At 63.9% G+C, this 13,760-nt stretch carries 12 protein-coding genes; 7 read left to right on the plus strand and 5 right to left on the minus strand.

What is annotated here, in order from left to right; all coding sequences use genetic code 11:
- Positions 1–5: 5 nt before the first annotated feature.
- Genes GCN78_RS02490 through GCN78_RS02500 form a run of 3 tightly spaced genes read left to right on the plus strand, consistent with a single transcriptional unit; the run spans position 6 to position 2,989 of the window.
- Entirely contained in the window at positions 6–980 is a 975-nt protein-coding gene (locus tag GCN78_RS02490) for a type II secretion system F family protein (RefSeq protein ID WP_152250246.1), read from the plus strand.
- Between the two features lie 19 nt (positions 981–999).
- The gene (locus GCN78_RS02495; RefSeq protein ID WP_152250247.1) at positions 1,000–1,950 is read left to right on the plus strand and encodes a type II secretion system F family protein; all 951 of its coding nucleotides are present in this window, start codon (positions 1,000–1,002) and stop codon (positions 1,948–1,950) included.
- A gap of 13 nt (positions 1,951–1,963) precedes the next feature.
- Complete coding sequence (locus GCN78_RS02500; protein ID WP_152250248.1) at positions 1,964–2,989, plus strand: LytR C-terminal domain-containing protein; 1,026 nt, start codon at positions 1,964–1,966, stop codon at positions 2,987–2,989.
- Between the two features lie 17 nt (positions 2,990–3,006).
- Here GCN78_RS02500 and GCN78_RS02505 read toward each other — a convergent pair whose 3' ends face one another.
- The 3 genes from GCN78_RS02505 to edd all read right to left on the minus strand — a co-directional run bounded on the left by GCN78_RS02505 (position 3,007) and on the right by edd (position 6,128).
- Positions 3,007–3,519, minus strand: a complete 513-nt coding sequence (locus GCN78_RS02505; protein ID WP_152250249.1) for a hypothetical protein — start codon at positions 3,517–3,519, stop codon at positions 3,007–3,009.
- 62 nt (positions 3,520–3,581) lie between these two features.
- Positions 3,582–4,211, minus strand: a complete 630-nt coding sequence (eda, locus tag GCN78_RS02510; RefSeq protein WP_152250250.1) for a bifunctional 4-hydroxy-2-oxoglutarate aldolase/2-dehydro-3-deoxy-phosphogluconate aldolase — start codon at positions 4,209–4,211, stop codon at positions 3,582–3,584.
- 3 nt (positions 4,212–4,214) lie between these two features.
- Positions 4,215–6,128, minus strand: coding sequence for a phosphogluconate dehydratase (edd, locus tag GCN78_RS02515; RefSeq protein ID WP_152250251.1), 1,914 nt, complete (start codon positions 6,126–6,128; stop codon positions 4,215–4,217).
- A 335-nt stretch (positions 6,129–6,463) separates the two neighbouring features.
- On the opposite strand from edd, the gene pgi reads away from it, so the two are divergent.
- Positions 6,464–8,128, plus strand: a complete 1,665-nt coding sequence (gene pgi / locus GCN78_RS02520) for a glucose-6-phosphate isomerase (protein WP_152250294.1) — start codon at positions 6,464–6,466, stop codon at positions 8,126–8,128.
- 14 nt (positions 8,129–8,142) lie between these two features.
- The gene (locus GCN78_RS02525; protein ID WP_152250252.1) at positions 8,143–9,039 is read left to right on the plus strand and encodes an SMP-30/gluconolactonase/LRE family protein; all 897 of its coding nucleotides are present in this window, start codon (positions 8,143–8,145) and stop codon (positions 9,037–9,039) included.
- A gap of 94 nt (positions 9,040–9,133) precedes the next feature.
- On the opposite strand, the gene GCN78_RS02530 is transcribed toward GCN78_RS02525, so the two are convergent.
- Entirely contained in the window at positions 9,134–10,087 is a 954-nt protein-coding gene (locus GCN78_RS02530) for a chemotaxis protein (RefSeq protein ID WP_152250253.1), read from the minus strand.
- Between the two features lie 562 nt (positions 10,088–10,649).
- Here GCN78_RS02530 and zwf point away from each other — a divergent pair.
- The gene (zwf, locus tag GCN78_RS02535) at positions 10,650–12,122 is read left to right on the plus strand and encodes a glucose-6-phosphate dehydrogenase (RefSeq protein WP_034750861.1); all 1,473 of its coding nucleotides are present in this window, start codon (positions 10,650–10,652) and stop codon (positions 12,120–12,122) included.
- 87 nt (positions 12,123–12,209) lie between these two features.
- Positions 12,210–13,064, plus strand: coding sequence for an SIS domain-containing protein (locus tag GCN78_RS02540; protein ID WP_034750862.1), 855 nt, complete (start codon positions 12,210–12,212; stop codon positions 13,062–13,064).
- 50 nt (positions 13,065–13,114) lie between these two features.
- Here GCN78_RS02540 and GCN78_RS02545 read toward each other — a convergent pair whose 3' ends face one another.
- Positions 13,115–13,567: a DUF3304 domain-containing protein gene (locus GCN78_RS02545; protein WP_152250254.1), complete on the minus strand. Its 453-nt coding sequence runs from the start codon at positions 13,565–13,567 to the stop codon at positions 13,115–13,117.
- Positions 13,568–13,760 lie beyond the last annotated feature (193 nt).

Consider the following 13,760-nt stretch of genomic DNA (forward strand, 5'->3'; position numbering starts at 1 on the left):
GCATCATGGACTATCTCTATTACGTATTCGCCATCCTCACCTTCATCGCCGTGGTGCTGCTGATCGAGGGCCTGTACCTGGCGTGGAACACCTCGCGCGGCCCGGAAGCGGAAAGGGTGGCGCGCCGCCTGCGCATCATGTCGGCCGGCGCGCATGGCGACGCGGGCAGCTCGATGATCAAGAAGCGCCTGCTCAGCGATACCCCGGCGCTGCAGCGCTTGCTGCTCAGCGTGCCCCGCGTGCATGCGCTCGACCGCCTGCTGGAACAGTCGGGCCTGAGCTGGAGCGTGGCCAGCTTCGCCGGCGTGATGCTGGCCTCGTCCGGCGCCGCGTTTTTGCTGCTCAGCTACTTCAGCGTGCCGTGGCTGCTGCGCCTGCCGCTGGTGGCCGGCGCGGCCCTGCTGCCGCTGCTGTTGGTCTTGCGCGCCAAGGCCAAGCGCCTGCAGCGCATCGAACAGCAATTGCCCGATGCGCTGGACCTGATGGCGCGCGCCCTGCGCGCCGGCCACGCCTTCCCCACCGCCCTGAAAATGGTCGGCGATGAAATGAACGCGCCGCTGGCCGTGGAATTTCGCGCCACCTTCGACGAAGTCAATTTCGGCATCGCCATGCAGGACGCCCTGATGAACCTGGCCACGCGCGTGCCCAGCACGGACTTGCGCTATTTCGTCATCGCCGTGCTGATCCAGCGCGAAACGGGCGGCAACCTGGCCGAACTGCTCGACAGCATCAGCCGCATCATCCGCGAGCGCATCAAGCTGCTGGGACAGGTGCGCGTGCTGTCGGCCGAAGGCAGGCTGTCGGCCTGGATCCTGTCGCTGCTGCCCTTCGGCGCGGCGGCCATGATCCACCTGACCAATCCGCAGTTCCTGGAAATGCTGTTCGTCGACCCGGGCGGACGCAAGATGCTCGTCGGCGCCCTGCTGTTGATGGTGTGCGGCGTCCTGGTCATGCGCAATATCATCCGCATCCGCGTCTGAGCCCGCAAGGAGAACCCTCATGAATCCCGTGCATATCGCTTTTCTCGCCCTGCTCTTCATCGCCGTCTTCGGCACCGTGCTGGTGGCCATGCGCAGCTTCGCCCCCGATCCCTTGCGCCAGCGCATGGACAACGCCACCGGCAAGAGCGCGGCGGCGCCTGGCGCATCCTCCGCGCCCAGCCCCTGGCTGGCGCGCATGGTACGCCTGAGCGGCCCGCTGGCCAAACTGTCGCTGCCCGACCAGGGCTGGGAAGGCTCCGTGATGCGCCGGCGCTTCATGAATGCCGGCCTGCGCCAGGCATCTGCGCCCATCCTGTTCTTTTCCGCCAAGACCATGCTGGCCATCGGCCTGCCCCTGCTGCTGTTCCTGGGACTGAGCGCGTCGGGCAGCCAGATGGCGGGCAAGGCATTGCTGTTCTGGCTGCTGATCGTGGCCGCCGTCGGTTACTACCTGCCCAACTTTGTCCTGCAACAAATGATCAAGCGGCGCCAGCGCGATATCTTCGAAAGCTTTCCCGATGCGCTGGACTTGATGACGGTGTGCGTGGAAGCGGGCCTGGCCATGGATGCGGCGCTGGCCCGCGTGGCGGCGGAAATCGCCCTGAAAAGCACCGTGCTGGCCGAGGAATTGCATCTGGTGATGCTGGAACTGCGCGCCGGCAATACCAAGGAGCGGGCACTGCGCAACCTGGCCCTGCGCACGGGCGTCGAGGATGTCGACGCGCTGGTGGCCATGCTGATCCAGGCCGAGCGCTTCGGCACCAGCATCGCCGCCTCGCTGCGCGTGCAGTCGGACCAGCTGCGCACCAAGCGGCGCCAGATGGCCGAGGAAGAAGCGGCGAAGATCGCCCTCAAGCTGCTGTTCCCGCTGATCTTCTTCATCTTCCCTTCGCTGCTGGTCGTCCTGATGGGACCAGCCTTCCTGCAAATCTACCGCGTGCTTCTGCCCAGCATGGGCAGCGGCAGCTGATGGGAGAACCGCCATGTCACAGCCCACCACCCTGATGCTCATGCTGGCCTGCGCCGGCCTGCTGCCCGCCTGCGGCCACTTGCCCGGCCCGGCCAGCCAGGGCAATCTTGCCGCGCCAGCCCAGGCGCGCATCGAGGACAGTCCCGCCACCCGCACGGCCGCTTTCTGCAAGCTGGGCAAGCGCCTGCAGGCGCTGGGAGACGCGCGCGCCGCGCTGGCCGCCTACCGCGAAGCCCTGCTGCTTGAGCCCGACTCGCCCGACGCGCGCAATGGCGCCGCCGTGCTGCACGCGCAGCTGGGCCAGCTGGAGACGGCGCGCAGCATGCTGCAGGCGCTGGCGCAGGAAGCGCCGACGGCCAGGACGTACAACAACCTCGGCTATGTGCTGTACCTGCAGGGAGAGTATGCCCAGGCGGCCAGCGTGCTGCGCCAGTCGCTGCAGCTCGACAACGGCCAGCAACCGGCGCGCGCCAACCTGGAACTGGCCATCGCGGCGCTGGCGCGCAGCATCGGCACCGTCGACGTCACCGCGGATGCCATCGCGCCCGACCTGGCGCCGGCGCCAGCGCCAACGGCCCCGTCCAGCCGTTTGCAGTTGACGCGGTTGCAGCCGAATATCTTCGCGCTGAGCTGGCGCGACGCCCCCGTGGCGGTACACGCCGCCTTGCCGGTTCTGGCAAAACCGGCGGCGCCGGCGACGCCGGCGACGCCGCTGCCACGGCTGGAAGTCATCAACGGCAATGGCGCAACGGGCATGGCGGCGCGCATGCGCGGCATGCTGGGCGGCATGGGCATCAGCGTGCTGCGGCTGGGCAACCAGCGGCCGTACGGTGTCCAGGCCAGCAGCATCATCTACCGTCCCGGCCATGCGCAGGCCGCCGCCGCCCTGGCCTTGGCCTTGGGCGGCATGCCGCAGCTGCAAGCGGCGGACGACGGCGGCATCGGCGCGGGCGCCGACCTGCGTCTATTGCTGGGCAAGGATGCGGCGGCCAGCCTGCGCGCGCCGGACGTGCGCCTGGCGTCGAACACGGCACCGTAGCCGTGGCATCAGCGGCGTCAGCGCGGCAGCAGGCGGCGGTCGGCGGGGTCGAGCAGGAAGCCTTGCAGGATCTCCTGCAGCTGCGGCAGCTTGGCCACGTGGGCGGGAATGCCCAGCTGGCGCGCGCCGAAGTAGTGGGCGATGATGTCGCCCTGCTGCTCCATGTTGAAGTCGGACAGGACGCCGCCGGCCTGCGCATCGTAGCGGTAGGCACGCTGCCGGAGGTAGCCGCCGCGCAGCGCCAGCAGCGCGCCATGCAGCAACACGCTGTAGCCGAGCTGGTACTGCCACACGTGCACCATTTCGTGGATGAAGAACAGCTTGCCGCCGTTGCCTTCGCGGGAAAAATCGTCGCGGTACTGGGCCGGCATGAAATGCAGGCTGCCGCGCGGCGTCATCGCCGTATTCTGGTCCTGCAAGCCGAACGGGAGAAAGGAACCGCGCACGACGCGCACGCGCGCGTAGTCGATGGCGTCCTGGAAGACACTGCGGGCCATGGCGGTTTCGCCGATGGTGAGGGGGCGGCGCAAGATGCGCATACAGAATAGGGAGGAAAGCGCGGCAAACGCAAAGCCTGCCGCGCCGGTAGCGATTAGACCGAACGCAGGCCGCTGGCCGCTTTCGCGATTTCCGTGATGCGGTCCCAGTTGCCGGCCGCGATCGCGTCTTTCGGCGTCAGCCACGAACCGCCCACGCAGGCGACGTTCTTGCAAGCCAGGAACTGCGACGCCGTCTCTTGCGAGATGCCGCCCGTCGGGCAGAAGGTGATGTCCGGCAGCGGGCCGTAGATGGCGTTGAGCATGCCGATGCCGCCCGCCGGCACGGCCGGGAACAGTTTCAGCTGCTGGAAGCCGTTTTCACGCGCCGCCATCACTTCGCCCGGCGTCATCACGCCCGGCAGCAGGGGCAGGCCGCTGCTTTTCGCCGCCGCCACCAGGGCCGACGTCAGGCCTGGCGAGACGCCGAAGACGGCGCCCGCGTCGCGCGCCTGCGCGAATTCCTCGGGACGGGTGAGCGTACCGACGCCGACGATGGCGCCCGGCACGGCCGACATGGCGCGGATCGCGTCCAGGCCGTGCTTGGTGCGCAGGGTCACTTCCAGCACGCGGATGCCGCCCGCCACCAGCGCGCGCGCCAGCGGTACGGCGTGTTCAGGATCGTCGATCGCAATCACGGGGATCACGCTCGAGGTGCGCATAATTTCCAGTAGTGTCATGGTCATCTCTTATTTCCTAGCCAAAAAGTCTTCATCGGAACCCGGTACGGTATCACCGACATTGTCGGCGTCGTGCAAGGCGACGGTGGTGGGAATCGGCGACGGCAGGCCGAAGGTGGTGGCACCCTCTTCCGCCGCGCTGACGGTGGAACGGAACATGGAAAACAGCTCGCGGCCCATGCCGACGTGGTTCGGCGACAAATCGGTCGTGACCAGCGAACGGGCGTGCCAGACGTCGGCCGGCACCAGCGCCTCGAGCACGCCGGTGAAAGCGTCGAGACGGATGATGTCGCCGTCGCGCACCAGGCCCAGCGGGCCGCCGGCGAGGATTTCAGGCGAGACGTGGATGGCGGCCGGCACCTTGCCCGACGCGCCCGACATGCGGCCATCGGTGACCAGCGCCACGTGGCGGCCCGCATCCTGCAGGTTGGCCAGCGCGGGGGTCAGCGCATGCAGTTCCGGCATGCCGTTGGCGCGCGGGCCCTGGAAGCGCAGCACGGCGACGAAGTCGCGGTCCAGGGAACCCGCCTTGTAGGCGGCCATGAAATCTTCCTGCGAATTGAACACGAGGGCCGGCGCTTCCACCGTGCGGTGCTGCGGCTTGACGGCCGAGACCTTCATCACGGCGCGGCCCAGGTTGCCCGCGACGAGGACCATGCCGCCGTCCGGCGCGAAGGGGTTCGAAGCGGGGCGCAGCACGTTCTCGTCGGCGCTGGCGGCCGGCGCGTCTTTCCAGAAGACCTTGCCGTCTTCGCCGAGGAACGGTTCCATGCAGTGCGCGCGCAAGCCGTGGCCGAGGATGGTGTTGACGTCGTCGTGCAGCAAGCCCGCGTCCAGCAATTCGCGGATCAGGTAACCGGTGCCGCCGGCCGCGTGGAAATGGTTCACGTCGGCGTCGCCGTTCGGGTAGATGCGCGTGAGCATCGGCACGATGGCCGACAGTTCATTGAAGTCGTTCCAGTCGATGACGATGCCGGCCGCCTTGGCGATCGCCACCAGATGCAGGGTGTGGTTGGTCGAGCCGCCCGTGGCCAGCAAGCCCACGACGGCGTTGACGATACATTTCTCGTCGACGATATGGCCGACTGGCAGGTAGCTGCCGCTTTGCGCCGTGATGACGGCGGCGCGCTGGGCGGCCGCCTTGGTCAGCGCATCGCGCAGCGGGGTGTTCGGCGTGATGAAGGCGGCGCCCGGCAAGTGCAGGCCCATCACTTCCATCAGCATCTGGTTGCTGTTCGCGGTACCGTAGAAGGTACAGGTGCCGGCGCCGTGGTAGGCTTTCGATTCGCCTTCGAGCAAGTCTTCGCGCGTCGCCTTGCCTTGCGCGTACAGCTGGCGCACCTTGGCTTTTTCCTGGTTCGACAAACCGGAGGTCATCGGACCGGCCGGCACGAAGACGGCCGGCAAGTGGCCGAAGTGCAGCGCGCCGATCAGCAGGCCCGGCACGATCTTGTCGCACACGCCCAGGTACAGGGCCGCATCGAACATATTGTGCGACAGCGCCACGGCCGTCGACATGGCGATGGTGTCGCGCGAGAACAGCGACAGTTCCATGCCGGGTTGGCCTTGCGTCACGCCATCGCACATGGCGGGCACGCCGCCGGCGAACTGGGCGACGGCGCCCACTTCGCGCACGGCTTGCTTGATGAGCTGCGGGAAGCCTTCGAACGGCTGGTGCGCCGACAGCATGTCGTTGTACGAGGACACGATGGCCACGGACGGCTTCTTGTATTCCTTCAGCGACAGTTTGTCGTTGGCGGGAAAGGCGGCAAAGCCGTGCGCCAGGTTGGTGCACGACAGGGCGCCGCGCTGCACGCCCTGGATGCGGGCCGCATCCAGATGCGCCAGATAGGCGCCGCGCGATGGCCGGCTGCGCGCGATGATGCGCGCTGTTACGGATTCGACTACTGGATGCAGCGCCATATGGATTTCCTTAAAAATGAGTATTTCGTGAAATTTTACTACAAAATGGTGGAGAGGAAGCACTCTTGCATGGGCCGACAACACAAATAAGCCACGGATTGCGGCTGATCAAAGCAAACCCGGGCAATATCGCGTATCAACACCCGCCAAGCCATCTCTTATATACCAGTGGCGCAATCGCTAAAAAAAGCACAACAAAATCAGCTCCGCGTCACAAACTGTAGTGAAATTACGTTTTTCTGATGTATTATTCTCGTATCAACGCCGGCACCCCGTTCGCCACGACGAACGCGCCGCGCCCCTTTCAACCGAGACAAGCACCCAAGCCGACCGCCATGCGCCAGCCAGTACCTACTCCCGCCATCACCGCCACCGCCAGTTTCCTGTCCCTGCAAGCGCATAGTGCCAGCCTGCGCGAAGTCCACCTGCGCCAGCTGTTCGCAGCCGACCCGGCGCGCTTTGCCGGCATGACGGTCGATGCGGCCGGCTTGCTGCTCGATTACTCGAAGAACCGGGTCGACGCCACCGCCATGCGCCTGCTGATGGACCTGGCCCGCGAACGCGGCGTGGAAGCGCAGCGCGAAGCCATGTTTACCGGCGAGAAAATCAATCTTACCGAACATCGGGCCGTTCTGCATACCGCCTTGCGCGCGCCACGCGGCACCAAGCTGGTGGTCGATGGCCAGGATATCGATGCAGACGTGCAAGATGTGCTGCAACGCGTGAAGGCGTTTACGGACAAGGTGCGCAATGGCAGCTGGCTCGGCTACACGGGCAAGCCCATCTGCGACATCGTCAACATCGGCATCGGCGGCTCGGACCTGGGCCCGAAAATGGCGTGCCTGGCCCTGCGCTCCTACGCCAACCCGGGCCTGGAAATGCACTTTGTGTCCAACGTCGACGGCCACGACATGGAAGCGACTTTATCGAAAGTCGATCCGGAAACCACGCTGTTCATCGTCGCATCGAAAACTTTTGTGACCGCTGAAACCATGCTCAACGCCAACACGGCGCGCGCCTGGTTCCTGCTCGAAGGCGAAGAAACCGACTTGGCCAAGCATTTTGTGGCCGTCTCGACCAACACGCAAGCCATCGTCGACTTCGGCATTTCGCCGGACAATATGTTCCCGTTCTGGGACTGGGTCGGCGGCCGCTATTCCGTCTGGTCCTCGATCGGCTTGGCCGTGGCGCTGTCCGTCGGCTTTGAATACTTCAGCGATTTCCTCGCCGGCGCGCATGCGATGGACCAGCACTTCCGCCAGGCGCCATTGGAACAGAACATGCCCGTGGTGCTGGCGATGGTGGGTTTTTGGAACCGCCAGTTCCTCGATTGCGGTTCCGTTTCCATCGCGCCGTATCACCAGGACTTGAGCCGCTTCGCCGCCTATCTGCAACAGCTGGACATGGAAAGCAATGGCAAACGCGTCACCAAGGATGGCGTGCCCGTCGACGTGCCGACCGGTCCCGTCATCTGGGGCGATTGCGGCACGAATGCGCAGCACGCGTATTTCCAGCTGCTGCACCAGGGAACCGATATTACCCCCATCGATTTCATCGCCGCCCTGCGCGCCACGCACGATTTGCCGGGCCACCACGATGCCCTGCTGGCGAACTGCTTCGCCCAGTCGGAAGCCTTCATGACGGGCAAGACGGGCGAGGAAGTGCGGCTAGACTTGCAGGCGCAGGGCTTGCCGGACAGCGAGATCGCAGCGCTGGTGCCGCACAAGACTTTCCCCGGCAACCGCCCCAGCAACACCATTTTGATGGACCAGCTGACCCCGACCACCCTGGGCGCCCTGATCGCGCTGTACGAACACAAGACCTTCGTGCAGGGCGTCTTGTGGAACGTCAACAGTTTTGATCAGTGGGGCGTGGAACTGGGCAAGGTGCTGGCGAAGAAAATCCAGGCCGAACTGACGGGCGAAGCCCGTCCTGACCACCACGACAGCTCGACCAATGGCTTGATTGCCTTGGCGAAAGCCGCCAAGGCGGCGTATTAACTTAATTGAGGTTTATGAATATTTACGAAATCAAAGTAGTCAGCGACAAAGCCATGCAAGTGGGCGAATGCCCGCTATGGCATGGCAAGGAAGCGGCCCTGTACTGGGTCGACATCGATGGCCGCGCCGTGCACCGGCTGCACCCGGCCAGCGGCAAGCATGAGCAGTGGAGCATGCCGACGGAACCGTCGGCGCTGGCCATCAATGCGGGCGGCGGCCTGATCGTGGCCTTGCGCAGCGGCTTCGCCCACCTCGACACGAAGACGGGCAGCCTGACGGAAATCGCCCCGGCGCCGTTCGACATGGCCACCACGCGCTTCAACGATGGCAAGGTCGACCCGGCAGGCCGCTTCTGGGTCGGCACGATCTTCGAGCCGCGCAGCGCCGATGCGGCGGAAATGTTCGTGCTGGAAAAAGGCAATGTACGCAAGGTCTGGTCGGGCGGCATGACCGTGTCGAACGGCCTGGGCTTTTCCCCGGACAAGCGCACCATGTACCACGCGGATACCACCACGCACCGCATCGACCGCTTCGATTTCGACGCGGCGACGGGCGCCATTTCCGCGCCGCAGCCGTTCCAGCGTTTTTCCACGGACAAGAAAGCGGTTGATTACGGCGGGCGCCCCGATGGCGCGGCCGTCGACAGCGAAGGCAATTACTGGTCGGCCATGTTTGAAGGCGGCAAGATCTTGCGCTTCGCCCCCGATGGGCACCTGCTGGGCGAAATTACCGTGCCCGTGCGCTGCCCCACCATGGTGACGTTCGGCGGCCCGGACCTGCGCACCCTGTACATCACCAGCGCCAGCCATAACCGCTCGGCCGAGGAAATTGCCAACCACCCGTTGACTGGCCACGTGCTGTCCGTGCGCGTGGACGTGGCGGGCCAGCCGGAAACGGCTTACCAAGCGTAATAGTTCCGGGGTCAGACCCTCAATGCCGCTAACTCAGGGGCTTGTGCTGTCTCCCCCGGGGGTCTGACCCCAGCTTTTCGACCTTGGGTTGAAATTACCGCGCCAGCACCTTGCGGATCGTTTCAGCCAGCTCGGCCGCCACGAATTTCGCCACATACCCATCGGCGCCCACGCCCTTGACGTGGTCTTCGTTGGTCGAGCCCGTCAACGACGAGTGGATCACCACGGGGATGTTGGCGAAGCGGCCATCGTTCTTGATGTTGCGCGTCAGGGTAAAGCCATCCATTTCCGGCATTTCCAGGTCGGTCAGCACCAGCGCGACCTTGTCTCTTGCCGTCTTGCCTTCGGTGGCCGCCTGGGCCGAGATCGCCTGCAGGCGTTCCCACGCCTCCTTGCCCGTCTTGGTCATGATGAAAGGCACGCCCATCGCTTCGAGGCCCTTTTCGATCAGCGAGCGGGCCAGCGAGGAATCGTCGGCCGCCAGGATCACGGCGCCGGCCGGCAAGCGCACTTGCGGGCCGATGCTGTTCTGGTCCACGTCGGGGTCGCCCGACGGCAGCACGTTGCGCAGGATTTGCTCCACGTCCAGCACTTGCGCCAGGCGCGTCTTGTCCGTATCGCCATCGAGGCGGGCGATGCTGGTGACGAGGCCGCCACCGACGCTCGATTCGGCCGACAACACCTGGTTCCATTCGAGGCGCACGATTTCATCGACCTCTTCCACGGCAAACGCCTGTGTCGAACGGGCAAATTCGGTCACCATCAGGATCTTCAAGCCATTGCTCTTGCAGCCGACCGCCATCGGCAAGTCGATCACGGGCACGATCTGGCCACGGATATTGACCACGCCCAGCATGTGCGGGTGCGAACCGGCCACCGCCGTGATGGCGGGCATTTCCATGATTTCACGGACTTTGAACACATTGATGCCGAACAGTTCGCGGCTGGTCGAGTGATCACTGGTGCCCAGCTTGAACAGGAACAGTTCGAATTTGTTATTGCCTGTCAGGCTGGTGCGTTCATCGACATCTTGCTGCATTGAATTCATTGTGTCCCCTTGAGCCGTCTTGTAAAGTTAAGTCGCCCGCCCGTGATGCCGCGGGCAGCGCGGACTGCACGTCGCATGGACGTCGGATGGCGGGTTCGGGGCATGGCCGGCGCTAGCGGTGCAGTGTATGTCGTACAATTTCTTACAACCAATAGTTGCTATCGATTTCAGCTTGAATTATACGGTTTTTTACTTTCCTCAAAGCTACTTTACGCTGCCAACGGCGATCCTGACAGCATTTCTTGATTTGCTTGTTGCTACAGCGCAAATGATGACAGAGGGAATCGAAAATTTCCCTGGCAACCATGGTTGCTTTGAAAAGCCGATGATCTGCAGGTCCCTGCGCCGGCGCCGGTGAACGGCATATAATGGCCATGCCGGCGCCGCTGGCAGGCATACGGGGCAAAATGGCGACGGCAGGGGATGGAATGTAGTAAAATTTCTTGCAATTGCCTGTTCTACGTAGTAAATTTACACCACCGATGATAGTAGCGACAGACTGGCACTTCCGGTCGGTTTCCTCCCCGCTCCGGCCCTTTTACTTTTGCGACGACACTCACTTATGGCACTTACCGATTTTGACCTGGTCCTGTTTGGCGGCAGCGGCGATTTAGCAATGCGCAAGTTGTTGCCTGCGATGTATGCGCGCGACGTCGCGAACGATTTGCCGCCGACGGCGCGCATCATCTGCGTGGGCCGCCAGGACAGCGGCCAGGATGCCTTCCTGAAGATGGTGGAGACCAACTCGCGTCCCCACATCAAGGCCAGCACCCTGAATGCCGCCACCTGGAGCAAATTCTGCGCGCGCATCGTGTACGTGTCGCTCAACGCCAGCGATGCGGCCACGTACGCGCCGCTGGTCGAAGCGCTGCGCGGCGATGCCGACCTGACGCGCGTGTACTACCTGGCGACGCCGCCGCATTTGTTCGCCCTCATCTGCGACAATCTGGAAGACAACGGCCTGGTGACGCCGAATTCGCGCGTGGTCCTGGAAAAACCGCTGGGCCGCGACCTGGCCAGCGCCAAGCAGATCAATGCCGAAGTGGGCAAGGTTTTCCAGGAATCGCAGATCTACCGTATCGACCATTACCTGGGCAAGGAAACCGTGCAGAACTTGCTGGCCCTGCGCTTCGGCAACATCCTGTTCGAACCGCTGTGGCGCCGCGAATGGATTTCCGACGTGCAGATCACCATCGCCGAAAAGCTGGGCGTGGGCAACCGCATGGGTTACTACGACACCTCGGGCGCGCTGCGCGACATGCTGCAAAACCATTTGCTGCAACTGCTGTGCATCGTCGCCATGGAACCGCCGACCTCGATCGCGCCGGACGCCGTGCGCGATGAAAAACTGCAAGTGCTGCGTTCGCTGAAAAAATTCACGCCCACCACCCTGGCGCAAAACATCGTGCGCGGCCAGTACCGCGCCGGCCACGTGGACGGCGCCACCGTGCCGAGCTACCGCGACGAACCGGATGCGCCCGAGCATTCGCGCACCGAAACCTTCGTTGCGCTGAAGGCGGAAATCGACACCTGGCGCTGGGCCGGCGTGCCGTTCTACCTGCGCACGGGCAAGCGCATGGCCGACAGCCTGGCCGAGATCGTCGTGCGCTTCAAGCAGATTCCGCACTCGATCTTCAACCAGCCGACGTCGAGCTTCCAGCCGAACTGCCTGGTGATCCGTCTGCAACCGGACGAAGGCTTGCGCATGAACCTGATGGCGAAAACCCCGGGCGATGGCATGCGCTTGAAGCCGGCGGAACTGGAACTCGATTTCCGCGAATCGTTCAAGACACCGCGCATGGACGCCTACGAGCGTTTGCTGCTCGACGTCCTGCGCGGCCAGCTGACCCTGTTCATGCGCGGCGACGAACTGGAAGCGGCCTGGGAATGGGTCGAGCCGATTCTCGACAACTGGGAACAGAACGACAGCGCGCCGATTCCGTACACGGCCGGCACCTGGGGCCCTGCGGCCGCCAGCGCCCTGATCGGCCGCGATGGCTTGCAGTGGCGTGAAGAGGCCTTACCGGAAGATTAACAGGCAAGACAAGGGCCTGTCCGCATATGGGCAGGCCCTTTATCTATTATCCCCACACTCCCGAACACCTACCAGAAGACTACCCTGATGCTGCTTGACTCCATCCGCACCCAGCTCGATTCGCTCTCCAAGTCGGAGAAGAAGGTCGCGCTGGCCGTGCTTGACCAGCCGAACCAGACGGTCAGCCAGAACATCACGGCGCTGGCGAAAAGCGCGCAGGTGTCGGAACCGACCGTGGTGCGCTTTTGCCGCACCCTGGGCTACGACGGCTGGCATGAATTCAAGCTGAAACTGGCGCAAGGCCTGGCCCTGGCCATGCCGGGCGCGAACGAGCAACCGGCGCAGGACGACCTGGCCGCCGACCTGGTGAACAAAATCTGCAGCCGCTCGATCAACACCCTGCTCGACCTGCGCAACAACCTGAACCCGGAAGCGATCCAACGCGCGCTCGACATCCTGTCGCGCGCCAGCAAGATCGAATTCTATGGCCAGGGCACGTCGGGCATTGTAGCGGCCGACGCGCAGCACAAGTTCTTCCGCTCGGGCGTGCCGACGGTGGCCTACAGCGACCCGAACATCCACAGCATCGCGGCCGCCCTGCTGCGCGGCGGCGACTGCCTGGTGGCCATCTCGCAGCGCGGCAACAGCCCCGCCCTGGTCCGCTCCGTGAAACTGGCGCGCCGCGGCGGCGCCGACGTCGTCGTGCTGGCCCCATCGGGCACGCCGCTGGCCGACCTGGCGACCGTACTGATCCCGATCGACCTGGTCTTCAACACCGACCCCTACACCCCGATTTCCGCCCGCCTGGCCTACCTGGTGGTGATCGACGTGCTGGCCGTGGGCCTGGCCCTGCAACGGGGCCCCGAATTCCGCAAGAAGATGCAGAATGCGCAAAAGGCGCTGCAGGAATTCGACATGCAGTTCGATTCCTTCATCGGCTGATCCTCCATCGGCGCCAGCCTCGCTGGTGGGGATCCTTTCCGCGACAGACATCAAGGCATATCGGCCGGTTTTCCGGAATGAAGAATAGGATGAGTTTTTGCACGCCCTCCGGCATTTGACACGACAACTCTCACCTCATCATCGGGGAAGAAATGCATATAGATATCCCCTGGTTCATCGTATTTTTCCACTTCCACCATTTTTTCTTTGATAACGTCGGTATGCCCTTCAGGCATATTCCACCGCACCCGAACCATCATTCCCGGATACCACACTCTCGGGATAGAGGCGCAACATATTTCTGCCCCTCCTGCTCCCCACCTGGCCATGTTGGCGCCTCCGGCCCCATCCACCGATGCGGAATAAATATACTTCCCCGTATGGTTGACAATACCCACCTGCGCTGTCGCGGTAGGACTTGGGCCGGCTTGCTCAAGCTGCCTGCCCTTGAACGCACAGCCGCTCAGCAGCAATGCAGTGCCAAGATACATAATCCATTTCATACTTTTCCTTTCGACTCCAGTCGCGCTGAAATCACGCCCTATGCAAGCGCCTCGATCCGCGTTGCGTAGCGCTGCTGCGCCAGGTAAATCTCTTCATCGGCTTTGGCTTGCGCAATATCCTGTATCAAGTTTTCACTCCACACGAATTCTTCGGGTGCTTCTTTCGCCTGGATGCCGGCCGTCGGCATGCGTT

This window comes from Janthinobacterium rivuli (assembly GCF_009208735.1).
GTDB lineage: Bacteria > Pseudomonadota > Gammaproteobacteria > Burkholderiales > Burkholderiaceae_D > Janthinobacterium.

Coding starts and splice junctions, on each gene's coding strand:
- GCN78_RS02530 (WP_152250253.1), bottom strand. CDS start 10,087: ATGAATTCAATGCAGCAAGATGTCGATGAACGCACCAGCCTGACAGGC.
- pgi (WP_152250294.1), top strand. CDS start 6,464: ATGCGCCAGCCAGTACCTACTCCCGCCATCACCGCCACCGCCAGTTTC.
- zwf (WP_034750861.1), top strand. CDS start 10,650: ATGGCACTTACCGATTTTGACCTGGTCCTGTTTGGCGGCAGCGGCGAT.
- GCN78_RS02490 (WP_152250246.1), top strand. CDS start 6: ATGGACTATCTCTATTACGTATTCGCCATCCTCACCTTCATCGCCGTG.
- GCN78_RS02525 (WP_152250252.1), top strand. CDS start 8,143: ATGAATATTTACGAAATCAAAGTAGTCAGCGACAAAGCCATGCAAGTG.
- GCN78_RS02495 (WP_152250247.1), top strand. CDS start 1,000: ATGAATCCCGTGCATATCGCTTTTCTCGCCCTGCTCTTCATCGCCGTC.
- edd (WP_152250251.1), bottom strand. CDS start 6,128: ATGGCGCTGCATCCAGTAGTCGAATCCGTAACAGCGCGCATCATCGCG.
- GCN78_RS02500 (WP_152250248.1), top strand. CDS start 1,964: ATGTCACAGCCCACCACCCTGATGCTCATGCTGGCCTGCGCCGGCCTG.
- GCN78_RS02545 (WP_152250254.1), bottom strand. CDS start 13,567: ATGAAATGGATTATGTATCTTGGCACTGCATTGCTGCTGAGCGGCTGT.
- GCN78_RS02540 (WP_034750862.1), top strand. CDS start 12,210: ATGCTGCTTGACTCCATCCGCACCCAGCTCGATTCGCTCTCCAAGTCG.
- eda (WP_152250250.1), bottom strand. CDS start 4,211: ATGACCATGACACTACTGGAAATTATGCGCACCTCGAGCGTGATCCCC.